A 23,183-nucleotide genomic window follows, 5' to 3' on the forward strand; every position below is an offset into this window, starting at 1 on the left:
CCTGCTTGCCCCTCGTCGCGCGTGGCGACCTCCGCTATGAATAGCGCGGCCACATCATGCGAGGTGATTCAATATGGGATTTTTCAACCGGACCGTCGCCGCCGTGACCGCAGCCGTGCTGGCCTGCGGTCTCGCCACTGCCGCACTCGCCGACCAGCCCTCGCGCCTCGACGAGATCGTGCAGCGCGGCAGCTTACGGGTCGGAATGACCGGCGACTACAAGCCCTTCACCTATCTTGACAAGGCGACCGGAAAATTCTCCGGCTTCGACGTCGACATGGCCGAGTCGCTCGGCAAGGCGCTCGGCGTCAAGGTCGAGTTCGTGCCGACGAGCTGGCCGCAGCTCATGAAGGATTTCGAGGCCGACAAGTTCGATGTCGCGATGGGCGGCGTATCGATCACGCTCGACCGCCAGAAGAAGGGCTTGTTCTCGACGCCGATCATGCGCGAGGGCAAGACCCCGATCGCGCGCTGCACCGACACCTCGAAGTACCAGACGCTGTCCGACATCGACAAGCCCGGCACCCGGGTCGTGGTCAATCCGGGCGGCACCAACGAGCGCTTCGCCCGCGCCAACATCAAGTCAGCCGACATCCGCGTCCACCCCGACAACGTCACCATCTTCGACGAGATCGCCAAGGGCGACGCCGACCTGATGATGACCGACGCCTCCGAGACGCGCTATCAGCAGAAGCTGCATCCCGGCGTGCTCTGCGCCGTGCACCCGGAGAAGCCGTTCGATTTCTCCGAGAAAGCCTACTGGCTGCAGCGCGACGTGGCGCTGAAGGCGTTCGTGGACCAATGGCTGCACATCTCGACGGAGAACGGCAGCTACCAGGCGATCTACAAGAATTGGTTCGATTGAGGCCGGCGTGCCGCGCAGACGGCAGGTGCTGACTGTCTGCCGTCTTTCCTACCAAAGTCAGACAAATCAAGCTGCATGAATGAGGTCCCGGCTCGGAGGCCGGGACGACAGCGGAGTGTGGTGTTGGAGCTCGCCTCACCGCGACGCTGCGGGGGATGGTGAAACCGCCCTCAGCCGTTGCGATACGTGTAGCTGTAGCCGTTGATCGCCGGGGCGCCGCCGAGATGCGCATAGAGCACCTTCGACCCTTCCGGGAAGTAGCCCTTCTTGACGAGGTCGATCATGCCCTGCATCGACTTGCCCTCATAGACCGGGTCGGTGATCATCGCCTCGGTGCGGGCGGCCAGGCGAATGGCCTCGTTGGTCTCGGCGCTCGGCACGCCATAGGCCGGATAGGCGTAGTCGTTGAGGATCACGATCTCGTCGTCGCGGACCTTGCGGCCGAGCTCGACGAGCTCAGCGGTGTTGTCGACGATCTGCCGCACCTGGCTGCGGGTCTGCTGCGGCGTGCCGGAGGCGTCAATGCCGATGACGCGGTCGGCGCGGCCGTCGGCAGCGAAGCCGACGATCATGCCGGCCTGGGTCGAGCCGGTGACGACGCAGACGATGATGTAGTCGAACTTGATGCCCATCTCGGCTTCCTGCGCCCTCACCTCCTCGGCGAAGCCGACATAGCCGAGACCGCCGAACTTGTGCACGGAGGCGCCGGCCGGAATGCCGTAGGGCTTGCCGCCGGCATCCTTGACCGACTGGATCGCATCTTCCCAGCTCTTGCGGATGCCGATGTCGAAACCGTCCTCGACGATGCGGCTGTCGGCGCCCATCAGGCGCGTCATCAGGATGTTGCCGACCCGGTCATAGACGGCGTCCTCGTGCGGCACCCAGCTCTCCTGCACGACGACGCACTTCATGCCGATCTTGGCCGCGGTCGCCGCCACCATGCGGGTATGGTTCGACTGCACGCCGCCGATCGAGACCAGGGTGTCGGCATTCGATTCGATCGCATCGGGCACGATGTATTCGAGCTTGCGCAGCTTGTTGCCGCCCATCGCGAGACCGGAATTGCAGTCGTCGCGCTTGGCATAGATCTGCACCTTGCCGCCGAGCGCCGCGGTCAGCCGCGGCAGATGCTCGATCGGGGTGGCACCGAAGGTGAGCGGATACTTCTTGAACTTGTCGAGCCGAAGCACGGGTCTCTCCGTGGGTGGATGAAAGGGCCGGCCGAAACATACGAAAAAGGCGGAGAAAGGTGCTCTCTTTATTGGCCTGCGTTTTTGTGCTCACGTCCGCAAGAATTGATACCGGCAAGAGATATGTCCGCACATGACGGAAAAAATGAGAGAATCTTCCACCGCTGATCTCGACCGGGTCGATCGGCGCATCCTGCAACTGCTGCAGAAGGACGGCCGGATGAGCAATGCCGAGCTTGCCGCCACCGTTCATGTCAGTCCGGCCACCTGCCATCGCCGCACCCAGCGCCTGTTCGAGGAGGGCTACATCAAGGGCGTGCGCGCCCAGATCGCGCCGGAGAAGGTCGAGCGCAGCGCGCTGGTGCTGGTCGGCGTCGTGCTCGATCGCTCGACGCCGGAGAGCTTTCGCACCTTCGAGGCGGCGATCCGCAAACTGAAATTCGTGCTCGATTGCCATCTCGTCGCCGGCGATTTCGACTTCTTCCTGAAGATCCGCGTTCGCGACATGCACGACTTCAACCGGATGCATGGCGACCAGCTGATCTCGCTGCCGGGCGTGCGGCAGACGCGCACGTTTTTCGTGATGAAGGAGGTGGTCGACAATGCGCCGCTCGATTTCTGAGCAGGCCGGGCATTGAACCGGTGGCGCCGCATCGGCGACTTACCAGCGCGTGAGCTCGCTCACATCAGCAACCGACATCGCGGAGACACGGATGAAGAGGCTGTTGGCCGTCGCGGCTTTGGTTCTGGCCAGCAGTGCCGCCGAGGCGCAATACGTCATCGAGTATGGCGGCAAGACGATCCGCATCGATCCCGACCGCGGCACCGTGCAGATCCCCGGCGTCTACGACAATACCGAGCAGAAGAAGACCAAGCGCACCAAGCGCGACCAGGACAATGCGACCAAGCCGCCTCCGGCGCCCACCGAGGCGGCGGTCACGCCGGCCCCGCCCGCGCAGGCTCCGGCTACGACCGCGCCCCCTGCTCCCGTCCCTGCGGCGCCCGCTCCGACGGCAGCCGCACCAGCGAGCCCGCCGGCGGCGCCTCCTCCCGTCCAGGCGGCCGCGCCACCGGCGCCGCTGCCGCCACCTCCGGTGGCCCCAGCCGCCAACGCCACGGCACCGGTTGCGCCGCCAGCCGCTGCAACGGCCGCTGCGGCTCCTGCTGCCGCGCCGGCTCCCGCCGCCGCGCCGCCGCCACCGCGGCCAGCCCAGACGCCTGCCGTGACCACGGCAGCTGCGCCGCCCGCCGCGGCGCAGACCGCCGGTCGCGATCCCAGCTCGCCGGTCGGCATCTGGTTGACCGAGGAGAAGGAGGGCCAGATTCGCATCGAGCCCTGCGGCACCAATCTCTGCGGCTACGCCGTGGATGCGAAGACCAAGCAGAACGGCGAGCAGATCCTGATCAACATGCGGCCGAGCGACAAGGCCCAGGAGAAGAAGTGGACCGGCCGCATCTTCGATCCGAACAGCGGCAGCACCTACGATTCGACGATCGCGCTGAAGGGGTCGGACAGTCTGCGCGTGCAGGGCTGCGCCTTCGGCGGCATGTTCTGCGGCGGCCAGACCTGGACGCGGGTGAACTGAGCCCGGCGCGCGACGCGCCTCCAAACGCAAAGCGCGCGGCCCTGCGACCGCGCGCTCGCACCGTTCTCAGTGATGTATCAGCCGACCGGGGTGGCGTATTCCTCGTCGGTGACGTGCTCCATCCAGGTCACGTGCTCGCCATTGAGCGATTCATGCATGGCGACGTGGACCATGCCGGTGGTCGGCGCGGCGCCATGCCAATGCTTCTCGCCCGGCGGGATCCAGACGACGTCGCCGGCCTTGATTTCGCGCACCGGCCCGCCCTTGGCCTGCACCCGGCCGACGCCCTGGATGACATAGAGCGTCTGTCCGAGCGGATGAGTATGCCAGGCCGTGCGCGCGCCCGGCTCGAACGCGACGCGCGCCGAGGCGACGCGGGCTGGAGCCTGCGGCGTGATGATCGGGTCCTGCCAGACCGTGCCCGTAAAGCTTTCCGCAGCTGCGCGGCGCGTGGGACGCGAGCCCGCGAGATAAACATCGACCATTGTTCTGCCTTTCCTGAAGCTGTGTCGTTGATCAATCGGCGCCGTGAACTACTTCTTCGACGCGGCGTAGCGCGCCTTGGTCTCGGCGTTCATCGGATAGAGACCCGGCAGCACCGCGCCCTTGTTCACCTCATCGACGATCCAGGCTTCCATGCGCTCCTGCTCGGGACCTTCCGCGAGCACGTGATCGAGCATCGCCTGCGGGATCAGCACGGCGCCATCCTGGTCGGCGACGATGACGTCGTTCGGAAACACGGCAACACCGCCGCAGCCGATCGCCTCGCCCCAGCCGACGAAGGTGAGCCCTGCGACCGACGGCGGCGCGGCGTAGCCATCACACCATACGGGAAGGCCGGTGCCGAGCACGCCTTCGAGGTCGCGCACGACACCGTCGGTGATCAGCGCGGTGACGCCGCGCTTGACCATGCGGGCGCACAGAATGTCGCCGAAGATGCCGGCGTCCTTGACGCCCATCGCATCGACCACGGCGATGCAGCCTTCGGGCATGGCCTCGATCGCGGTGCGGGTCGAGATCGGCGACGACCAGGATTCCGGGGTCGCCAGATCCTCGCGCGCCGGCACGAAGCGCAGCGTGAAAGCGGGACCGACCAGCCGCTTCTGTCCCGGGCGCAGCGGCTTGGCGCCGCGCAGCCAGACATTGCGCAACCCCTTCTTCAGCAGGACCGTCGTGATGGTCGCGGTGGTGACTTGAGACAGGGTGGCGATGGCTTCGGGAGTGAGGGACATCTTGAGACTGGTGCTCCAAACGGGCTGGCAGAAAAAGTAGGCGCATCTTGCGAGCGACGAAGGCGGCGTCAAGGGCGTGCGCGGTGCGTCCGGCGCATGCGGGGCTTGCGTGCACCCGATAAGGCCTCCTTATCGCAAGACATCCGATTAATTTATTGAATTTTCGAGACTTTTTGCCTTGGACCCAATTCCACTGGCGCCTGAAAACAGCTAGATGAGGAACACCAACGCGGATCACTTCGGACTCATGGCCGACCCTTTTCCACCTCCTCGCCTGCTGCCCAGCGGCGACAGCGCCGTCACCGTCGAGTTCAGCCGGACGATCGACGAGACCGCCAACCGCCGCGTCCTGGCGCTCGACCATGCGGTGGCAGCGGCCGGGATCGAGGGCATCACGGAGACGGTGCCGACCTATCGCTCGCTGCTGGTGCACTATGATGCAGGTGTGATCGACCACGACACCCTTGGAGCAAAGCTGCTGGCGCTGTCGGCCGGGTCGCTCGCGCCGGAAAGTGAGGTCAGGCGCTGGCGGGTTCCCGTCTGCTATGGCGGAGAGAATGGCATCGACCTCGAGGATGTCGCCAAGGCGTTGAGCCTCACGCCGGACGAAGTCGTCGCACGCCATATCGCCAGCACTTATCGCGTCGCAATGATCGGCTTCACGCCGGGCTGGTCCTATTTGTCCGGTCTCGATCCCACGCTGCAGATGTCGCGCCGCCAGAATCCGCGGCTCTGGACACCGGCCGGCATCATCGCCATCGGCGGCATCCAGACCGGCATCCAATGCCTTGCCGGGCCGTGCGGCTGGCACCTGCTTGGCCGCACCGCGATGCGGACATTTCAACTGCATCGCGAGCCGACCTTTCTGCTCGAGCCCGGCGACGAGGTCAGCTTCTATGCCGTTGACGTCAAGACCTTCGCGGAGCAGGAGCGCGCCGCCGAGGGCGGCGTGCTCATCGCCGAGCGGATCGCCGCATGAGCACGCTGGTCGTCTCACAGATCGGCCCGGCAAGCTCGGTCCAGGATGGCGGGCGTTTCGGCGCGCAGCGCTACGGGCTGACGCCGTCCGGCGCGATGGACAAGCTGGCGCTGGCGGCAGCCAACAGCCTCGTCGGCAATGCGCTGATGGCGGCTGCGATCGAGATCGGCCCGTTCGGCGCGACGTTCGCGGCGAAGGGCGGCGCGGTGCGCGTGGCGCTCGCCGGCGCGCAACGGCTGGCGGATGTCGCCAAGCGGCAGGTCGAGATCAACACGTCGGTGACGCTGAACGACGGGGAGCAGCTCACGCTCGGCTTTGCGCGCGGCGGCTCGTTCACCTATCTCGCCATCGCCGGTGGCATCGCCGGCGAACCGATGTTCAACAGTCTCTCGGTGAATGCGCGCGCCGGGCTCGGCAGCCCCTACCCCCGCCCGCTTCAGGCCGGCGACGTGTTCGAAGTCGCGCCCGCCGGCGATGCGCCGGAACTGCGGATCGATCTGCCGAAAGCCGGCGGCGCGATTCGTGTCGTCATGGGACCGCAGGACGACGAGTTCAGCGACGAGATGAAAGCGCTATTCCTCGGCAGCGACTGGATGGTCTCGGCGACCAGCGACCGCATGGGCTATCGCCTCGAGGGGCCGCAGATGCGCCACCTGCACGGTCACAACATCGTCTCGGACGGCACCGTGGACGGCAGCATCCAGGTGCCCGGCAACGGTTCGCCGATCGTGCTGATGTCGGACCGCGGCACCAGCGGCGGCTATCCGAAGATCGCGACCGTCATCACGGCCGATTTCGGCCGCCTGGCGCAGACGCCGGCCGGCACGCCATTCCGCTTCAAGGCCGTGAGCATGGCCGAGGCGCAGGCCGAACTGCGTCGTTACAAGGATCTGCTGCGCAGCTTGCCCGGCCGCGTCACCGAGCTTGCGAGCAGCGACTTCAACGTCGATGCGCTGTTCACGGCCAATGTGGCCGGTCATGCCGTCAGCGCAACCGACGCCACCACCTGGCCCGGAGTCACTCCCGATTAGTTTGATCACATCTCACGTTGCTTCGGACCCATCAACGAGCGGACCCTGACATGACCAGCACCGTCGATCTGAACTGCGACCTCGGAGAGAGTTTTGGCCCGTGGGAAATGGGCAATGACGCCGCCATGATCGAGCTGGCGACATCGGTCAACGTCGCCTGCGGCTTTCATGCCGGTGACGCTGACATCATGCGGCGGACGGTCGAGATGGCGAAGGCCAAAGGCGTCAGCGTCGGCGCGCATCCCGGCTATCGCGATCTGCATGGTTTCGGTCGGCGTCCGATGCCGGGGCTGAAATCATCGGAGATCGAGAACCTCGTCGCCTATCAGATCGGCGCCCTGCAGGCGATCGCCACCGCGGCCGGTCACAAGGTCACGCATGTGAAGGCACACGGCGCGCTGTCCAATGTCGCCTGCGAGGACGACATGACGGCGAACGCCATCGCCAAGGCGATCAAGGCCGTCGATCCGAGCCTGATCTTCGTCGTGCTCGCCAACTCCAAGCTGGTGACCGCTGGCGAGAAGGCCAATCTGAGGATGGCTCACGAGGTGTTTGCCGATCGCGCCTATGGCGACGATGGACTCCTGGTGTCGCGCAGCAAGCCCGGCGCCGTGCTGCACGATCCCAAGGTCATCGCCGATCGTGTGGTGCGCATGGTTCAGGACGGCGCGGTGATTTCGGTGACTGGCAAGGTGATGAAGATGCGGACCGACACCGTCTGCATCCATGGCGACACCGCCGGCGCGGTCGAGATTGCGCGGGAGGTCCGCAAGGCGCTCGACGCGGCCGCCATCACGGTCGCGCCGTTCAAGAGGTGATGAGAATCAGAACGGATGCGTGAAAGACGTGCCCAGGGTGATCGCGGCAATCAGCGCCATCGCGCTGTAGAAGGCAACCAGCGCGACGGTTGCGCCGCGTTCGCGAATGGCGCGGGCCTGGGGCATCTGTCGCAGGGGCGTCGATATCGTGCGCATGGCCGGTCTCCTGAAGTTCCGGCCATGAGAAAAGCGTTCCCGCGGCCGGGTGCAAGGCAACCGGCGAAATAACGACAAGCCCCCTGTTTCGGGTCCGCTTGGAACCAAAAAATTCTCGGCCGATGTTGCGACCGAGAATATTCTCCGCCGGTTCCAGCTCAGTAGACGTCGAGCTGGAACCGGCCCTTCTTCTTGAGGTCCGCGACGAAACTCACCGCCTCGTCCGTCGAACGCGCGCCGAACTGGGCGACGATGTCGACCAGGGCGCGCTCGACGTCCTTGGCCATGCGCTTGGCGTCGCCGCAGATGTAGAGATGGGCGCCGTCGGCGAGCCAGGTCCACACCTCGCGGCCGACCTCGCGCATGCGGTCCTGGACGTAGAATTTCTTGTCGCCGTCGCGCGACCACGCCAGCGACAGCCGCGTCAAGAGGCCGGCGGTCTTCATGGCGTTGAGCTCGTCGGCGTAGAAGAAGTCGCAGTCGCTGCGCTGATGGCCGAAGAACAGCCAGTTCTTGCCCGGCGCGCCGGTCGCCCTGCGGTCGTGCAGGAAGGCGCGGAACGGCGCGACGCCGGTGCCGGGGCCGACCATGATGATCGGCGTCTTCGGATCGGCCGGCAACGCGAAGCCATGCGCCTTCTGCACATAGACGCGCAGCTTGTCGCCGGGATTGATCCGCTCGGCCAGGAAGGTCGAGGCAAGTCCCAGCCGCTTGCGCTTGCCAACGACGTAGCGGACGCAGTCGACCGTCAGCGACAGCTTGCCGGGCGTGGCATTGTGCGACGACGAGATCGAGTAGAGCCGCGGCTGCAGCGGCTCCAGCGCCTCGACGAAGGCCTCGGGATGCGGCCGGACGCCGGAGAACTTCTGCAGCACCGCCATCACATCGAGCGTCGCCGCGTCGCCATCGGGATCCTCGCCCTGCGCCAGCTGCCGCGCCTTCTCGCGGGTCGCGCCGCCGGTGATGAAGGAGATCAGCTCGAACAGCGAATCCGGCGCCGGCGCCAGCGAGACGTCCTCGAGCAGGCACTGCCGCAGCGGCTTGCCGTTCACCTCGGTCATGTGCGAGGCGCCGAGCAGCGCGATGATCTGATCGACCAGGCCGAGATCATTCTTGGCGAAGATGCCGAAGGAATCGCCGACGACGTAGTCGAGCCCGCTCTCTCCGAGATCGAACTCGATGTGCCAGGTCTCCTTCTCCGAGCCCGGCTTGTTGAGCAGACGCCGCGACAGGAACGTCGCCTCGACCGGATTGTCGCGCGAGCGACCGGGCTCGCTGACGACGACGGAGACGGTGGCCGGCGCAGCCGCAGCGGGCTTGGCCGCGGCCGGAGCCTTGTCGATCTCCTCGTAGAGCGCCTTGAGCATCCGCGCGGTTTCCTTGCCGCCGGGGACGCACAGGTTGAGCCGCGCCTCGCTGCGATCGGCAATCGCATCCGAATAGTCGCTGCAATTGTAGCCGCATTGGCCGCAGTCCTGCTGTGCCATGGCCGCCATCATGCGCCGGCGCAGCGGACGGCCCTCGGCGAGCTTCATGCGCTCGCCGATCGGCATGGTCTGATCGTGCCATGGCGCCTCGCCGTCATCACCGTCGCTCGCGGGCGCGAGCACGGCGCCGTTCTGCGCCGGCGACAATGCCGTCGCGCCGTCGAGACCGAACGCTCCGGCCAGGAAACCGTTGAGCCACGAGCGCTGCGCCTCGGAAAATGGCGCCGTCGGAGGAATGATCTCGATCTTGGACATGGGCGTGATCTGGTTCATGCTGAGACCTCCGACGAAATCTGGGCTTCGGCGAGATTGCGCAGCGTTTCGCCGTCGTGACGACGTGCGAACGACAGGAAGGTCTCCTCGGGCGAGGCGCGATGGGCGAGATAGGCCTTGAGCAGCTTCTCGACGGTTACAGGCGCATCCGCCGCCTTGAGATCGCGATAGACCTCGCGGCCGATATCGGCCTGCGGGCCGAAGCCGCCGCCGGCGAACAAATGATAGCCCTCGACGGTGTCGTCGCCATCGCCGACCGGCACCTTCGCGCCGATCATGCCGATGTCGCTGATGTAGTGCTGGGCGCAGGAGTGATGACAGCCGGTCAGATGGATGTTGAGAGGCGTGTCGACATCCACCCTCGTCTCGCACCAGTCGCCGATCTCGGCCGCATGTTTCTTGGTGTTGGATGCTGCGAACTTGCAGCCGGCGTTGCCGGTGCAGGCGATCAGTCCGGCGCGGATGTGCGAGGCCTTGACCGACAGTCCGATCTGCTCGACCGCGGCGCAGGCCAGCGCGACCTTGTCGTCGCGGACGCCCGATAACAGCAGGTTCTGCCACACCGTGAGCCGGATCTCGCCGTCGCCGAGATCCGCAGCGATCTTGGCGAGCGCGCGCATCTGTTCCGTGGTCAGCTTGCCCAGCGGCAGCACGACGCCGATCCAGTTCAGCCCCTGCTGCTTCTGCTGGTGCACGCCGATATGGGCCATCCGGTCCGAATCGGGACGCGGCTCGAGCGCCTCGTCGGGGACGCGCGCCAGCTTGCGGCCGAGCCTTGTTTCAACGGCTTCCATGAATTTGTCGTGGCCCATGCTGTCGAGCACGTATTTGAGCCGCGCCTTGAGGCGATTGGTGCGGTCGCCGGTCTCGATGAACAGCCGCACGATGGCGTCGGCCACCTCGGTCGCCCGCTCCGGCTCGACGATGATTCCTGTCGGCTTGGCGAAATCCTTGTGTCCGGTGATGCCGCCGAGGCCGAGCTTGAACCACACGCCCGGCGCAACGCCGAATCCGTCCTTCACCTCGACCGCCGAGAACGCGATGTCGTTGGTGTCCTCCAACGCCGCGATCCGACCGGCGCCGTCGAAGGCGACATTGAACTTGCGCGGCAGGCCGTAGAGCGAGCGGTCGTTGAGGATGTGGAAGTGCCATTCGCGCGCGAAAGGACGCGTGTCCAGCAGCTCCTGCGGATCGATGCCGGCGGTCGGCGTTCCCGTCACGTTGCGGATGTTGTCGGCGCCGGAGCCGCGCGCCGTCAGGCCGAGATCCGACAGACCTTCCAGCAGCATCACGGCATGCTTGGGCGGGATCTCGCGTAGCTGCAGATTGGCGCGCGTCGTGACGTGGCTATAGGGACCGCAGAGCCGGTCGGCGAGGTCGGCAAGCCCCGCGAGCTGCCAATGCTTCATCACGCCGTTGGGAATGCGCAGGCGGCACATGTAGGAGTCCTGCGCCGGCGCGACATGAAAAAGGCCGTAATAGCGCCAGCGGAAATTGTCCGCCGCGGACGGCGCAGCATTGCTGCGGGCCTGCTCCTTCAGCCGCTCATAGGCATCGAACGGGTGCAGCTCGCGCTTGACCTTCTCCTGGTCGGCGAGCTTGCGCCCGGATGCGATGACCTTGTCCTGCGCCTTGATGTGAATGGCGTCGGGCCCGGTCGGCTCGGCAATCGTCGTCGCGGCAGCAGCCTGCCCGCGGCCGGCCAGCGTGACCTTGAGGCCGGCGGCCAACCCCTCAAGGTAGCGCTTCTGCTCGTCGTTGAAGTCGACTGACAAGGGTTCGATTTTCATGATGGCGGACGAAGCTCCAGCGGCCAGGACGAATGGCGTTTGCGGATGGGACGAGGATCGCGTCGTCGAACGGCCGATGGGGGGCGGTTCAAATGAGCGATCCGACCAGCTTCGTTGCTGCGGAAATCCGGTAATGGACTGCAGTCAGCGGCATCTGTGGCGGCTGACCGCACTGCAATATTCAAATTGCGTGCCAGCCGGGACAAGCAGGAAATGTAAGAGAATTCAGAGGGCTGCTCAAATCGGCGAACCCGCACTGGCAGGCTCAAGCCCTCAAATGCGGGCACTTCGCCCAAAATTTGATCGGCGGAGCGAGTTGCCCAAATTGGGTGCTGAGTGGAAGACCTCAGGCCGTCCAGCGGCCGATCTTGAAGGCCTTGAGATGGCCGATCACGTCGTCCGCCGCGAAAGGCGGACCGGCGAAGGCGCCGATGGCGCCATCCGTGCCGACCGCGGCCGTGCCCATCGCCGCGTCGTAGATGTCCGGCCGGAACACGCCCATGGCGGTGCCCAGGGCTTCAGTGCTGAGGGGAGTCTGGCCCCACCGCACCATCTGGGCATAGAGCCAGGCCGCCTGGATCTTCTCGGGCCGTCCCGCCTCTTCCCGGCCCACCAGCAGATAGCGCGAGCTTTCGCGGAAGGTGCCGTCCGGCGAGATTTTGAGGCGGCCGTCCAGCGTGCGCTGGAGCACCTCCGCATCGACGCCGATCCGCTCCGGCTGGGCTAGGATACGCGCGGCTTCTGCGTGGTTCTGCTCGATGAATTCGGCGGCCTTGGCGCAGGCGCGGACCAGGCCGGCGAGGGCGTCGGGATTCTTGTCAGCCCAGCTCTGCCTGACCGCCAGCACCTTTTCGGCCGCGCGCACCAGCACGTCAGACACGAAGTGGAGAATATGGCCGATGCCGAGATCGACCGCGATCGAGTTCCACGGTGCTCCGACGCAGAACGCGTCGACGTGACCGTTGGCGATGCTCTCCACCATGTAGGGCGGCGGCAGCACCACGAGACGGACGTCCTCATCGGGGTCGACACCGCCTGCGGCCATCCAGAACCGCAACTGATAGTTGTGGGTCGAGAACGGAAACGTCATGCCGAACGTCAGCGGCTCGGCGCCGGCCTTGCGCCGTTCAGCGACGACGCGCGCCAGCGCCAGCGCCGTCGCCATCGGGTCGAAACGATCCCCCTCGAGGTGGGCCATGATCGCCGCATGCAGCGCTGGCGTCACGGTGATCGCGTTGCCATTCACTCCGAGATTGAAGGGAGCCACGATCGGCACCTTGACATGGCCGATGCCCAGGCTGGACGCAATGGCGACGGGAGCCAGCAGATGCGCCGCGTGGAACAGGCCGATGTTGAGCTTGTCGCGCACGTTCGACCATGACACTTCGCGGACCAGCGTGACATCGAGACCTTCAGCCGCGGTGAATCCGTTGTCGACGGCGACGATCAGCGCGGCGGCATCGACCAGCGGGATGAAGCCAATGCGAAGCGGGCCGGTCATTTCAGCATCTCCGAGGCGGTCAGGATCGATTGCGCGATCTCGCCGATCTTCTTCTTTTCGCGCATCGCCGTGGAGCGCAACAGCACGTAGGCTTCCTCTTCGGTGAAGCCCTTCATCTTCATCAGAATGCCCTTGGCGCGGTCGATCACCTTGCGGTCTTCGAGCGCGGACTTGGTGCGCTCGAGCTCGTCCTGAAGCTTGGAGAACGCATTGAAGCGGGAGATGCAGAGATCGAGGATCGGCTTGATCCGCTCCTTCTTCAGGCCGTCGACGATGTAGGCGGAGACGCCCGCCTCCACCGAGGCCTGGATCGAAGCCGCGTCGCTCTGGTCCACGAACATCGCGATCGGCCGGCGGACGGCGCGACTGACCTGGAACATCTGCTCCAGCACGTCGCGGCTCGGGTTCTCCAGGTCGATGACGATGACGTCCGGATCCAGGGCATAGATGCGCGCCAGGAGACCTTGCATCTCGCTGACATGCACGACGCCGGTAAAGCCCGCTTCCCGCAAGCCTTCCTCGAGGATGGCCGCGCGGATCGGGCTTTCGTCGACGATCACGATTTTAGGCGATTGCTCGGCGCTCATCGATCACCAGGTTGTCCGGGCCCTCACCCATAGCATGGACGTGGCCGCGTCAAAGCCTTGTCTTTCTGGGCAATTCGGACTAGCTGACGCCTATCTCATCAGGCAGTTCCAAGATGCAGCAGGGTTCGGCGCCCAAGATCAGCTTTGTTTCGCTCGGATGTCCCAAGGCTTTGGTCGATTCCGAGCGCATCATCACGCGCCTTCGCGCCGAGGGCTACGAGCTTGCCCGGAAGCATGACGGCGCCGACGTCGTCATCGTCAACACCTGCGGGTTCCTGGACAGCGCCAAGCAGGAATCCCTGTCGGCGATCGGCTCGGCCATGGCCGAGAACGGCAAGGTCATCGTGACCGGCTGCATGGGCGCCGAGCCGGAGCAGATCGAGCAGGCCTATCCCGGCGTGCTGTCGATCACCGGCCCGCAGCAGTACGAGAGTGTGCTGGACGCCGTCCACCGCGCATCGCCGCCTGCGCACAACCCTCACCTCGACCTGGTTCCTCCGCAGGGCATCAAGCTCACGCCCCGGCACTACGCCTATCTGAAGATCTCCGAAGGTTGCAACAACCGCTGCACCTTCTGCATCATCCCGAAGCTGCGTGGCGATCTGGTGTCGCGCCCCGCAGCCGACGTGCTGCGCGAGGCCGAGCGGCTGGTCGCAGCCGGGGTCAAGGAGCTCCTGGTCATTTCGCAGGACACCTCGGCCTATGGGCTGGACCTGAAATATGCCGAAAGCGCCTGGAAGGACCGCAGCGTCCGGGCTCGCTTCCTCGATCTGGCGCGCGAGCTCGGCGAGCTCGGCGCCTGGGTCCGGCTGCATTACGTCTACCCCTACCCGCATGTCGACGAGGTGATCGGCCTCCTGGCTAACGGTAAAATATTGCCTTATCTCGACATCCCGTTCCAGCATGCCAGCCCGAACGTCCTGAAGGCGATGCGCCGCCCGGCGGCGCAGGACAAGACGCTGGACCGGATCAAGGCGTGGCGGACCACCTGCCCTGACCTCGCGCTGCGCTCGACCTTCATCGTCGGCTTCCCCGGAGAGACGGACGCCGATTTCGCCTATCTGCTGGACTGGCTGGATGAGGCCGAGATCGATCGGCTCGGATGCTTCAAATACGAGCCTGTGGCCGGCGCGACCTCCAACGCCCTGCCCGACCAGGTCCCGGACGCGGTCAAGCAGGAGCGCTGGGACGCCCTGATGGCTCGCCAGCAGAAGATCTCGGCACGCCGGCTCAAGCGCAAGGTTGGAACGCGTCAGCAGGTGATCATCGACGAGGTCGGGCCAAGCGTCGCCAAGGGCCGCACCAAGGCTGATGCCCCCGACATCGATGGCGCCGTTTATCTGTCCAGCCGGCGGCCGTTGCGTGTCGGCGAGATCGTCACGGTCAAGATCGAGCGTGCCGACGAATACGACCTGCACGGCACGGTCGCTGGGTTCTAGCGCGGCTCTGTCGCGTCTCGGGCCACCCGCCGGGAACTCGGGGGAATCGCAGACGGGCGTGTAGATGAGTCCTGGACCTGCGGACCGCCCCTCAGTGCGAGGAGCCCGTGGTGCGAACCGACCAGAGATTCAGCAGGCGAAGCGCCTCGTCCTGCTTCAGTTCGAGATATTTGTTCTTGAGCTTGGTCAGCTCGTCGGGGGGCGTTGCACCTGAAACGAACCGGCTATCGAGGATCGCGGCAACCGTGACCCAGCTCAGTCCAGCGGCCTTGCACGGCACGAGAATGCCGTCGCTGCGCAGGCTCTGCATCAGCGGCCGTACCAGCTCGATACTGCATTTCGCGAGCTCCGCGATGGCCGCGATCGTCTCGCCGTAGCGCCGCTGGCGGGCAAATTCGAGCAACTCGGCCTCGGTGAGCTTTCCGCCCTGTTTGAGTTGGCCGATCGCCGCCTTGGCGCTGCCGCCGACGCGGTTTCGTGACAACTCGCGCTCGGCGTCGAGCGTGGCCGCTGAAATGGCGCTGCGGATTTCCTCGTAGAGATGCGGCGGCGCCGAGGCGAGCAGGCGCACCCTCACCGCCTCCGTCGCGCGCTGCAACAGGGTCCTGCGCAAGGCTGCCGGCAGATCGGCGCGGATGCCGGCCGCGACCGTGAGCTCCGCATCTCCAGCCGCTTGCGCCACGATGACGGCAAATCCGGCGGGAGACACCCGCGCCCCGGGATTCTTCATCAGTTGCCGGCTCACGCTCGGATAGCGTCGCGCGAGCAGCGCATCGGTGACGATCTCCTGCAGCCACCAGCGCCCGGCGATCGCCACCAGGTGCTTCTCGCTGCGCGTCTGCGCGATCTCGATCAGATCCTCGCTGCTCAGCCGCGGCGATTCCGAAAGCACCGGCCCCGCGACGGCGATGTCGTCATGATGAGCCAGCCGCCGGATCACGCCGGCCGGCGCCTGCGGGATCGGGGCAAGCTGGGCGCTGAGTTCGGCGAGTGCGATCCGGGCACCGACGTCGGCCAGCGCGCGCAGCTCGATGGTGTTGACGAGACGCTCGAAGACGTCGGCAAACAGCGCGTGCTGCTCGATATCCAGGCTGCCGGCGGAGGCGACGAACAGGGAGGCGACTCGCTCGGCCACGCCGGAGCAGCGGTCGGCTGAGCCGGTGGCTATGGCCGCCTGCACTTCTTCGGCGATCGTGAGATGGGGGTTCGACATCGCTCATCCTGAGCAGCTTGCATTTTCAAGCTGGCCGGCAAAGTAAACGCAGCCGCTAAATGTTTGGTAAAGTTGTCACTAAAGCGCGAGACCCGAGATTGGATCGTGCGGCCTTCGCGCCGGCCGGCGCTTCCCTCGCCGCTTCCCGGAGCGGCGGCCCGTATTGCACCCTGCAGGCCGGCATCTTGACACCGGTTGCGATTTGCCTGTATGGCCGCCGCATGATCTTCAACCGGACCGACCGCCGCGCCGCCGTTTGCCGTCGTCACCGCCGTGACGATGCCGGGGCGCGCCATGTCCGAAGACGTTGCTGATCAGCTAGCTCATCAGCTCCAGGTTTTCGAGAAGGCCGCTCCCGCAAAGGAGCGGCCTTCTCGCTTTTTGGCCCACCGTTTCACCCCTGAGCACAGGAGATTGCACATGCTGACCGCCTCCCATCCCTACGACGCTCTGATGGAGATCACGGCGCGTCCGCGCACCGTCTTCGTTCAGGGCAAGGGGTCCTGGCTATGGGACGACGACGGCAAGCGCTATCTGGACTTCATCCAGGGCTGGGCCGTGAACTCGCTCGGCCATGCGCCGCCGGCGCTGGCCAGCGCGCTCGCCAGCCAGGCGGCGCGCCTGATCACGCCGAGCCCAGCGTATTTCAACGACACCAGCCTGCAGTTCGCCAAGGCACTCGTCGACCGCTCGTGCTTCGACCAGGTGTTCTTCACCAATTCGGGCGCCGAAGCCAATGAAGGCGCCATCAAGCTCGCGCGCAAATACGGCGCTCTGCGCAAGAACGGCGCGTATGAGATCATCACCTTCGAGGGCGGCTTCCACGGCCGCACGCTGGCGACGATGTCGGCTTCTGGCAAGAAGGCGTTCGAGCCGCTGTTCGAGCCCAAGGTCCCGGGCTTTCCAAAGGCACGCCTGAACGACATCGCCTCGGTCGAGGCCCTGATCTCCGACAAGACGGTGGCGATCATGCTCGAGCCGATCCAGGGCGAGGCCGGCGTGTGGCCCGCGACGGACAGTTTCCTGCAGCAGTTGCGGGCGCTGACCACCAGGCACGGGCTGCTGCTGATCGTCGACGAGATCCAGACCGGCATGGGCCGCACCGGAAAGCTGTTCGGCTATGAGCACGCCGACGTCCTCCCGGACATCATGACCTTGGGCAAGGGCATCGGCGGCGGCGTTCCGCTCGCCGCCCTGCTGGCGACCGAAGCGGCGTCTTGCTTCGAGCATGGCGATCAGGGCGGTACCTTCAACGGCAATCCGCTGATGTGTGCGGCGGGACTCGCCGTGCTCGACGTCATCGAGAAGCCGGAGTTTCTGAAGGCTGTCACGGACAACGGGATCTATCTGGAGAGCGAGTTGCAGCGCATCTCGGCAAGGCACGGCCTGGGCGAAGTGCGCGGCCGTGGTCTGTTGCTTGCGCTCGACGTGATCAGGCCGATCGCGCCGGCGATCGTCGCGCATGCCTTCGAGCTCGGCCTGCTGCTGAACGCGCCGCGTCCGGATGCGCTGCGCTTCATGCCGGCCCTCAATGTGACGCGCGATGACATCGCGGCGATGATCGACACGCTGGACGGAATCCTGACCAAGGTCGGCGCTGCGCGCTGCGTCGCCTGATCGAATGCCGTTCGGGACGCAGGCTCCGTGCCATACGCGAAGCCTGCGTCCCGCTGCCTACAGATGAGGCACAAACATCGAGGTCGGGCTCGCCGCCATTTGACCTGGATCAAGGACAGCCGTCCCTCTGAACAACGATCCTGATCGCGCCAAACACCTGCGATCCGATGACTTACGTTATATCTATACTGATATAGCGTTGTACGGGATGTGATCAGCTCGGAGGAAAGAGGCTTGCCGGGACCAAGCTGATGATCATCCGCCGACAACGAGGTCGGCACCATAGAGGAGATGCAAGAATGGCGAGAGACAATCTGGCTCGGGCGTTGCCGGTCGAAGACAGCGGCAGCCAAATCGCCCTGGCCGCGACCGAAGAGGTGCTGATCCACGTTCGCTTCTTCCCGAACTCGGACATCAACTCGATCGGCGAGAAGCCCGCCAGCCTGACCGCCAATGAATGGTATGAGCGCCTGCTCGACATGGCGCGTCCGCATTACCAGACCTTCGCCGGCGGCCGCGGCTTCTTCCGCATCCCCCGCCCCTGTTTCGAGGCGATCCTGAAGGGCGTTGCTGCCTGACGTCGGCTCTCTCTCCGGATGAGGCCGCGAGCGTCCTCTCTGCCTCATCCCTGTCGACCGCGGTGCGCCGGGTGCGCCGCGGTCGCTGGCGTTTTGGTCCGTGCGCGCGTCGGAGGACAACATTGAGCGAAGCGGCTTTCAACGGACTGCGACGGGTCTTCAACGCGCTGCTGGCGTCCGGGCTGGCCTCGCAGAACCTGGCAGACATGCTCGCCGACCGCGCCTTCGATCTGTTCGAAGCCAACATCGATGCCCAGACGGCGCATCTGCCCACCCTCGCCTGCGCCAAGGGCTGCCCCTCCTGTTGCGCGCTGCGCGTGACCGCGACGGCACCGGAGATCTTCCTGCTCGCGCGCTACGCCCGGCAGATCGATCAGCGCATGCCGGCAACCGCGCTCGGCTCGCTGTCACGCCGGATCAAGCTCGCCAACCGCGCGACGCGTGGCCTGAGCGAGACCGAGCGAATGAAGCTGCGCCAGCCTTGCCCATTCGTCGTGCGCGGCGGCTGCATCATCCATCCCGCGCGTCCGCTCGCCTGCCGCGGCCATGCCTCGTTCGACCGGCGCGCCTGCGCGCAGGCCATGGCCGGCCGCGAGGTGGACGTGCCGGTCTCGGCGCCACACGTCGCGCTGCGCGCCCTGGTGCAGGATTCGCTCAGGGACGCGCTCGGTGCTGCGGGGCTCGCCTCTGGCCTCTATGAGCTCAACCAGGGTCTCGTTCTGGCGCTCGACGCCCCCGAGCGCGAGCGCGCCTGGCGCGACGGACAGGACAGCCTCGCGCCGGCGCGGATCGAGGCGTCGACGACGGCAGCGCAGACGGACGCGGTGCTCTGGAGCTCGGCGGCGGGTGACGCTTCGATCCGGGACGAGGTTCCAGAGGCAGAGCCAGGTCGCCAATCTCCTATGGCTTGAGGATCGAGGCCCCGGTCGTGACGCGGCTTTCGAGATCGGCGTGCGCCCGGCCCGCATCCTTCAGCGCATAGGCGTGATTGATCTGCACGTGCAGCTTGCCGCTGATCACCGCCGAGAACAGCGTGTCGGCGCCCTCCAGCAGCTCGGACCGTTTGCCGATGTAGTCGTTGAGCTTCGGCCGGGTCGCGAATAGAGAGCCGTGACTGTTGAGCTCGGCGATCGAGAATGGCGGCACCGGACCCGAGGCATTGCCGAAGCTAACGAACAAACCGCGCGGCTTCAGGCAGGACAAGGAGCCGGGGAAGGTCGACTTGCCGACGCCGTCATAGACCACGTCGCACAATTCGCCGCGGCTGATCTGCTTGACCCGCGCGACGAAGTCCTCCTCGTTGTAGAGGATGACGTGGTCGCAGCCATTGGCCAGCGCCAGATCCGCCTTCGCTGTGGAGCCGACGGTGCCGATGACGTGCGCGCCGAGCGCGCGCGCCCACTGGCAGGCCAGCAGGCCGATGCCGCCCGCGGCGGCGTGGATCAGGACGCGATGGTGCGGCTCGACCTTGAAGGTCTTGTGCAGCAGGTACCAGACCGTCAGCCCCTTGAGCATCAGCACCGCGCCCTGCTCATAGGTGATGTGGTCGGGCAGCTTGACCAGCCGCTGCCAGCCGATGTTGCGCTCGGTGGCATAGCCGCCGAGGTTCTCATAATACGCGACGCGGTCGCCGGGATGGAAATGCGTGACGCCCGGCCCCACGGCGATCACCTCGCCTGCCGCCTCGTTGCCGGCGATGAACGGCAGGCCGGGCGCCTTGTACAGTCCGGTGCGATAGTACACGTCGATGAAGTTGAGGCCGATCGCGTGCTGGCGGATGCGGACCTCGCCGGGGCCGGGCGCGACGAGATCAACCGGCTCATAGACGAGCGCTTCGGGGCCTCCCACCTTGTGCACGCGCACCGCCTTGACCATCCCGCCATCTCCCCTTCGGACTCTCCATCGCCGCGTCCGGGAAGCCGGCGAAAGAACCTTCGACACTTACCTGATTCTCATCGGACATCCGGCTCCGTTGAAGGAGCCGACCTCCGGCCGCGCATCGGGCGCTGCCGGCGGCAAAAGCGAAGGCGATCACGACGGCCTTGTCAACTCGGCGCCTGTCAGGCGTTGCGCTTCCTGCGGTTGCGCGAGGCCATCACGTTGAAGGCTTCGACTGCCAGCGCAAAGACGATCGCGAAGTAGATGTAGCCGCGCGGGATGTGGAACTCGAAGCCGTCGGCGACCAGCGCGACGCCGATCAGCACCAGGAAGGCGAGCGCCAGCATCTTGGTGGTCGGATGGTTCGCCACGAAACGCGCTACGGGTCCCGAGGACACGTACATGATGACGACAGCGATGATGACGGCGGCGATCATGATCTCGAGATCCTGGGCCATGCCGATCGCGGTGATGATCGAGTCCAGCGAGAACACGAGATCGATGACGATGATCTGCAGGATCACCCAGAAGAACTTGTTGGCGCCGCCGCCCTGCGCCCCCTCCTCCCCCTCACGCGCCTCGACCTCGGCATGGATCTCGTGCGTGGCCTTGGCGATCAGGAACAGGCCGCCGGCGATCAGGATGATGTCGCGCCAGGAGAAGCCGAGGCCACCGATCGTGAACACCGGCTGCGTCAGCCCGATCAGCCAGACCAGCACGCTGAGCAGCAGGATGCGGAAGATCAAGGCCAACGCCAGCCCGATCTGGCGGGCGCGTGTCGCCTGCGGCTGCGGGATGCGCGAGGTGATCACCGACAGGAAGATGACGTTGTCGATGCCGAGAACGATCTCGAGTGCGGTCAGGGTGAGCAGCGCGGCCCACGCTTCGGGACTGGTCAGAAGGTCGATCATGCTTTCAAGGATCTCAACAGGCGGATCGCGGAGTCGCTCGCGACGATGTAGAGGGCGATCGCGCACAACAGCGTCGTTACGATCGGGCCCACGGCGAAGTTGTTTCCCAGCGCGTCGATGACCAGGACGCCCCAGAGCGCGACCAGCGGCAGCGTCAGCCAGCGCAGCCGCTCGACGCGCACCGGGTGGATGACATGGAACGGGACGAAGGTCAGCGCGATCAGGACCGCGAGACCCAAGGTCGCCAACGATGGCGAGGGATGCAGCAGGAACAGGTAGAATGCCGCGATGTTCCAGAGTCCCGGAAACCCGCGAAAATGATTGTCGTCGCTCTTCATGCGGCGATCGGCGAAATACAGTGCGCCGGTGACGGCGATGCCGACGCCGATGACCGGCGCCGCGAGCGGCAGCAGCATCCCGCTGGCGGTGATGGCGTAGGCCGGCACGAACACATAGGTCGTGAAATCCACCACGAGATCGAGCACGTCGCCCGACCAGTCCGGCTGCACATGGACGACGTCGAGCCGGCGCGCCAGCGGCCCGTCGATGCCGTCGATGATGAGCGCGCCGCCGAGCCACCAGAACATCGCAGTCCAATGCTCGCGCACGGCCTCGAGCATCGCGAGCAGCGCGACGCCCGCACCGAGCGCGGTGAAGACGTGCACCGAGAACGCCGCGGCACGATGCGCGGGCGTTGCGGCCACCCTGCTCTCTGGTCTCAACTGATCCATGCGACGCCAGTGCTATCAGGAATCGGAGCCAATTGCATATCTGCCGTTGCGGCCATGCGCCGCGCAGGCTCACGCAATACCCTTGAAAAAGCCCTGCAGGAACGTCAAATGTTCCCGCATGAGCAACACAGACGCCAGCTTTGATGTCATCGTCGTCGGCGGCGGACCCGCCGGGCTCGCCGCCGCGATTGCATTGTCGCAGACCGGGGCGCGGACGGCGCTCGTGGCCCGCAAGGCTCCATATGCCGACAACCGCACCACCGCCCTGCTCGGCGGCTCGGTCGATTTCCTCGACGAGATCGGCGTCTGGTCATCGTGTCGTGACCGCGCCGCCGGCCTGAAGGCGATGCGGCTGGTCGACGATACCGGCCGGCTGTTCCGAGCCCCGGAGGTGCGCTTCGTCGCCGACGAGATCGGTCTCGACGTGTTCGGCTACAACATCGCCAATGCCATCCTGGTCGAGGCGCTGGAACAACGCGCCAGCGAAATCGACGGCCTGGTGCGGATCGCCGAGGATGCGGAAAGCGTGCGCAGCGATGCCGATGCGGTGACCGTCACCAGCGCATCGGGCCGCGTGCTGACGGCGCGGCTCGTGGTCGGCGCCGATGGCCGGCATTCGCTGTGCCGCGAGGCCGCCGGCATCGGCGTGAGCCGGCGCACGCTGCAGCAGTCTGCGCTGACCTTCAACATCACCCATGCGCGGCCGCATCACAACGTGTCGACGGAATTCCACACGCCGCAGGGCCCCTGCGTGTTCGTGCCGCTGCCGGGCGACCGCTCCAGCGTCGTCTGGGTCGCAGCCCCGAAGGAGGCCGACCGGCTGTTCGCGCTCGACGACGACGCCCTGTCCGACGCCGCCGAGCGGCAGTCGCATTCGATCTTCGGACGCGTTCGCGTCGAGCCGGGCCGCCATGTGTTTCCGCTCGCGATCGAGCGGCCCCTGCGCTACGCGCAAAACCGCATCGCCCTGGTCGGCGAGGCCGCGCATGTGGTGCCGCCGATCGGTGCGCAGGGACTGAACCTCGGCCTGCGCGACGGCATCGACATCGCCGATGTCGTGCGCAAGGCCAATGCGGCCGGCGAGGATATCGGTGCCCCGCAGGTGCTCGCGCGCTACGGTGCCGCGCGCCACGCCGACATCCTGAGCCGCACCTTCGCCATCGACGTCGCCAACCGCTCGCTGCTCAGCGATCTCCTGCCGATGCAGTCGCTGCGCGCCGTCGGCATGCACCTGATGAGCGGCATCGGTCCGCTGCGGCGGCTCGCGATGCGCGAGGGCCTGGCGCCGTCATGGAGAGCCACGCGCAAGGCCGGTTGAGCA

23 protein-coding genes are annotated in these 23,183 nt (G+C 66.1%); 11 read left to right on the forward strand and 12 right to left on the reverse strand.

Translation table 11 applies throughout. The features are described from left to right. The first annotated feature begins 73 nt into the window (after positions 1-73). A complete protein-coding gene (locus ACQR13_RS13885) occupies positions 74-865 on the forward strand; it encodes a transporter substrate-binding domain-containing protein (RefSeq protein ID WP_315751579.1) in 792 nt (263 codons plus the stop codon). Between the two features lie 170 nt (positions 866-1,035). Here the strand turns inward: ACQR13_RS13885 and ACQR13_RS13890 are convergent, their stop codons facing one another. Continuing rightward, positions 1,036-2,055, reverse strand: coding sequence for a 1-aminocyclopropane-1-carboxylate deaminase (locus ACQR13_RS13890; protein WP_315711969.1), 1,020 nt, complete (start codon positions 2,053-2,055; stop codon positions 1,036-1,038). A gap of 145 nt (positions 2,056-2,200) precedes the next feature. Between ACQR13_RS13890 and ACQR13_RS13895 the strand changes: the two genes are divergently transcribed. After that, positions 2,201-2,677 carry an Lrp/AsnC family transcriptional regulator gene (locus ACQR13_RS13895; RefSeq protein WP_315711971.1) on the forward strand — a complete coding sequence of 159 codons (477 nt, stop codon included), beginning with the start codon at positions 2,201-2,203 and terminating at the stop codon, positions 2,675-2,677. A gap of 91 nt (positions 2,678-2,768) precedes the next feature. After that, positions 2,769-3,641, forward strand: a complete 873-nt coding sequence (locus tag ACQR13_RS13900) for a DUF2147 domain-containing protein (protein ID WP_315751580.1) — start codon at positions 2,769-2,771, stop codon at positions 3,639-3,641. 77 nt (positions 3,642-3,718) lie between these two features. Here the strand turns inward: ACQR13_RS13900 and ACQR13_RS13905 are convergent, their stop codons facing one another. Next, a complete protein-coding gene (locus tag ACQR13_RS13905; protein WP_008965351.1) occupies positions 3,719-4,126 on the reverse strand; it encodes a (R)-mandelonitrile lyase in 408 nt (135 codons plus the stop codon). A gap of 48 nt (positions 4,127-4,174) precedes the next feature. Next, positions 4,175-4,873 carry a ribonuclease activity regulator RraA gene (locus tag ACQR13_RS13910; protein ID WP_257164758.1) on the reverse strand — a complete coding sequence of 233 codons (699 nt, stop codon included), beginning with the start codon at positions 4,871-4,873 and terminating at the stop codon, positions 4,175-4,177. Between the two features lie 247 nt (positions 4,874-5,120). Here ACQR13_RS13910 and pxpB point away from each other — a divergent pair, with 247 nt between their 5' ends. From pxpB to ACQR13_RS13925, 3 genes are read left to right on the forward strand one after another with little or no spacing between them, the layout of a single operon-like run. Continuing rightward, positions 5,121-5,852, forward strand: a complete 732-nt coding sequence (gene pxpB / locus ACQR13_RS13915) for a 5-oxoprolinase subunit PxpB (protein ID WP_315751581.1) — start codon at positions 5,121-5,123, stop codon at positions 5,850-5,852. Beyond that, a complete protein-coding gene (locus ACQR13_RS13920; RefSeq protein WP_315751582.1) occupies positions 5,849-6,883 on the forward strand; it encodes a biotin-dependent carboxyltransferase family protein in 1,035 nt (344 codons plus the stop codon). The genes pxpB and ACQR13_RS13920 overlap by 4 nt, the downstream gene beginning before the upstream one ends. Before the next feature lie 50 nt (positions 6,884-6,933). Further along, complete coding sequence (locus ACQR13_RS13925; protein ID WP_315711978.1) at positions 6,934-7,701, forward strand: LamB/YcsF family protein; 768 nt, start codon at positions 6,934-6,936, stop codon at positions 7,699-7,701. Positions 7,702-7,707: 6 nt separating this feature from the next. Here ACQR13_RS13925 and ACQR13_RS13930 read toward each other — a convergent pair whose 3' ends face one another. From ACQR13_RS13930 to ACQR13_RS13950, 5 genes are all read right to left on the reverse strand, one after another. Continuing rightward, entirely contained in the window at positions 7,708-7,857 is a 150-nt protein-coding gene (locus ACQR13_RS13930; protein ID WP_315711980.1) for a hypothetical protein, read from the reverse strand. 158 nt (positions 7,858-8,015) lie between these two features. After that, positions 8,016-9,617, reverse strand: coding sequence for a sulfite reductase subunit alpha (locus ACQR13_RS13935; RefSeq protein WP_316202337.1), 1,602 nt, complete (start codon positions 9,615-9,617; stop codon positions 8,016-8,018). Next, positions 9,614-11,407, reverse strand: a complete 1,794-nt coding sequence (locus ACQR13_RS13940) for a NirA family protein (protein ID WP_316202336.1) — start codon at positions 11,405-11,407, stop codon at positions 9,614-9,616. Before ACQR13_RS13940 ends, ACQR13_RS13935 begins: the two co-directional genes overlap by 4 nt. 346 nt (positions 11,408-11,753) lie before the next feature. Then, positions 11,754-12,908 carry a CmpA/NrtA family ABC transporter substrate-binding protein gene (locus tag ACQR13_RS13945; protein WP_315751585.1) on the reverse strand — a complete coding sequence of 385 codons (1,155 nt, stop codon included), beginning with the start codon at positions 12,906-12,908 and terminating at the stop codon, positions 11,754-11,756. Continuing rightward, positions 12,905-13,495 (reverse strand): ANTAR domain-containing response regulator, encoded by a 591-nt coding sequence (locus ACQR13_RS13950; RefSeq protein ID WP_008965342.1) that lies wholly within the window; start codon positions 13,493-13,495, stop codon positions 12,905-12,907. The genes ACQR13_RS13945 and ACQR13_RS13950 overlap by 4 nt, the downstream gene beginning before the upstream one ends. Positions 13,496-13,608: 113 nt before the next feature. Between ACQR13_RS13950 and rimO the strand changes: the two genes are divergently transcribed. Continuing rightward, positions 13,609-14,934: a 30S ribosomal protein S12 methylthiotransferase RimO gene (rimO, locus tag ACQR13_RS13955; RefSeq protein ID WP_316202334.1), complete on the forward strand. Its 1,326-nt coding sequence runs from the start codon at positions 13,609-13,611 to the stop codon at positions 14,932-14,934. A gap of 91 nt (positions 14,935-15,025) precedes the next feature. Here rimO and ACQR13_RS13960 read toward each other — a convergent pair whose 3' ends face one another. Next, complete coding sequence (locus ACQR13_RS13960) at positions 15,026-16,147, reverse strand: DUF2336 domain-containing protein (RefSeq protein WP_316202333.1); 1,122 nt, start codon at positions 16,145-16,147, stop codon at positions 15,026-15,028. 420 nt (positions 16,148-16,567) lie between these two features. Between ACQR13_RS13960 and ACQR13_RS13965 the strand changes: the two genes are divergently transcribed. From ACQR13_RS13965 to ACQR13_RS13975, 3 genes are all read left to right on the forward strand, one after another. Beyond that, positions 16,568-17,764 carry an acetylornithine transaminase gene (locus ACQR13_RS13965; RefSeq protein WP_434862911.1) on the forward strand — a complete coding sequence of 399 codons (1,197 nt, stop codon included), beginning with the start codon at positions 16,568-16,570 and terminating at the stop codon, positions 17,762-17,764. Positions 17,765-18,063: 299 nt separating this feature from the next. Then, on the forward strand, positions 18,064-18,342 hold the full coding sequence (locus ACQR13_RS13970) for a hypothetical protein (protein ID WP_315711990.1): 279 nt from the start codon (positions 18,064-18,066) through the stop codon (positions 18,340-18,342). Between the two features lie 122 nt (positions 18,343-18,464). After that, a complete protein-coding gene (locus ACQR13_RS13975) occupies positions 18,465-19,253 on the forward strand; it encodes a YkgJ family cysteine cluster protein (protein ID WP_315711991.1) in 789 nt (262 codons plus the stop codon). Here the strand turns inward: ACQR13_RS13975 and ACQR13_RS13980 are convergent. The 3 genes from ACQR13_RS13980 to pcsA form a co-directional block, all read right to left on the reverse strand. Further along, the gene (locus tag ACQR13_RS13980; protein ID WP_315751589.1) at positions 19,243-20,217 is read right to left on the reverse strand and encodes a quinone oxidoreductase family protein; all 975 of its coding nucleotides are present in this window, start codon (positions 20,215-20,217) and stop codon (positions 19,243-19,245) included. The two genes, ACQR13_RS13975 and ACQR13_RS13980, sit on opposite strands and share 11 nt — an antisense overlap. A 185-nt stretch (positions 20,218-20,402) precedes the next feature. Next, on the reverse strand, positions 20,403-21,131 hold the full coding sequence (locus ACQR13_RS13985; RefSeq protein WP_315711994.1) for a TerC family protein: 729 nt from the start codon (positions 21,129-21,131) through the stop codon (positions 20,403-20,405). Further along, the gene (pcsA, locus tag ACQR13_RS13990) at positions 21,128-21,862 is read right to left on the reverse strand and encodes a phosphatidylcholine synthase (protein ID WP_315711995.1); all 735 of its coding nucleotides are present in this window, start codon (positions 21,860-21,862) and stop codon (positions 21,128-21,130) included. The genes ACQR13_RS13985 and pcsA overlap by 4 nt, the downstream gene beginning before the upstream one ends. A gap of 118 nt (positions 21,863-21,980) precedes the next feature. Here pcsA and ACQR13_RS13995 point away from each other — a divergent pair, with 118 nt between their 5' ends. Then, a complete protein-coding gene (locus tag ACQR13_RS13995; RefSeq protein ID WP_434862912.1) occupies positions 21,981-23,180 on the forward strand; it encodes a UbiH/UbiF family hydroxylase in 1,200 nt (399 codons plus the stop codon). Positions 23,181-23,183: the final 3 nt, after the last annotated feature.

The organism is Bradyrhizobium sp. HKCCYLRH3059 (assembly GCF_051168035.1).
In the GTDB taxonomy this organism is placed as follows: Bacteria; Pseudomonadota; Alphaproteobacteria; order Rhizobiales; family Xanthobacteraceae; genus Bradyrhizobium.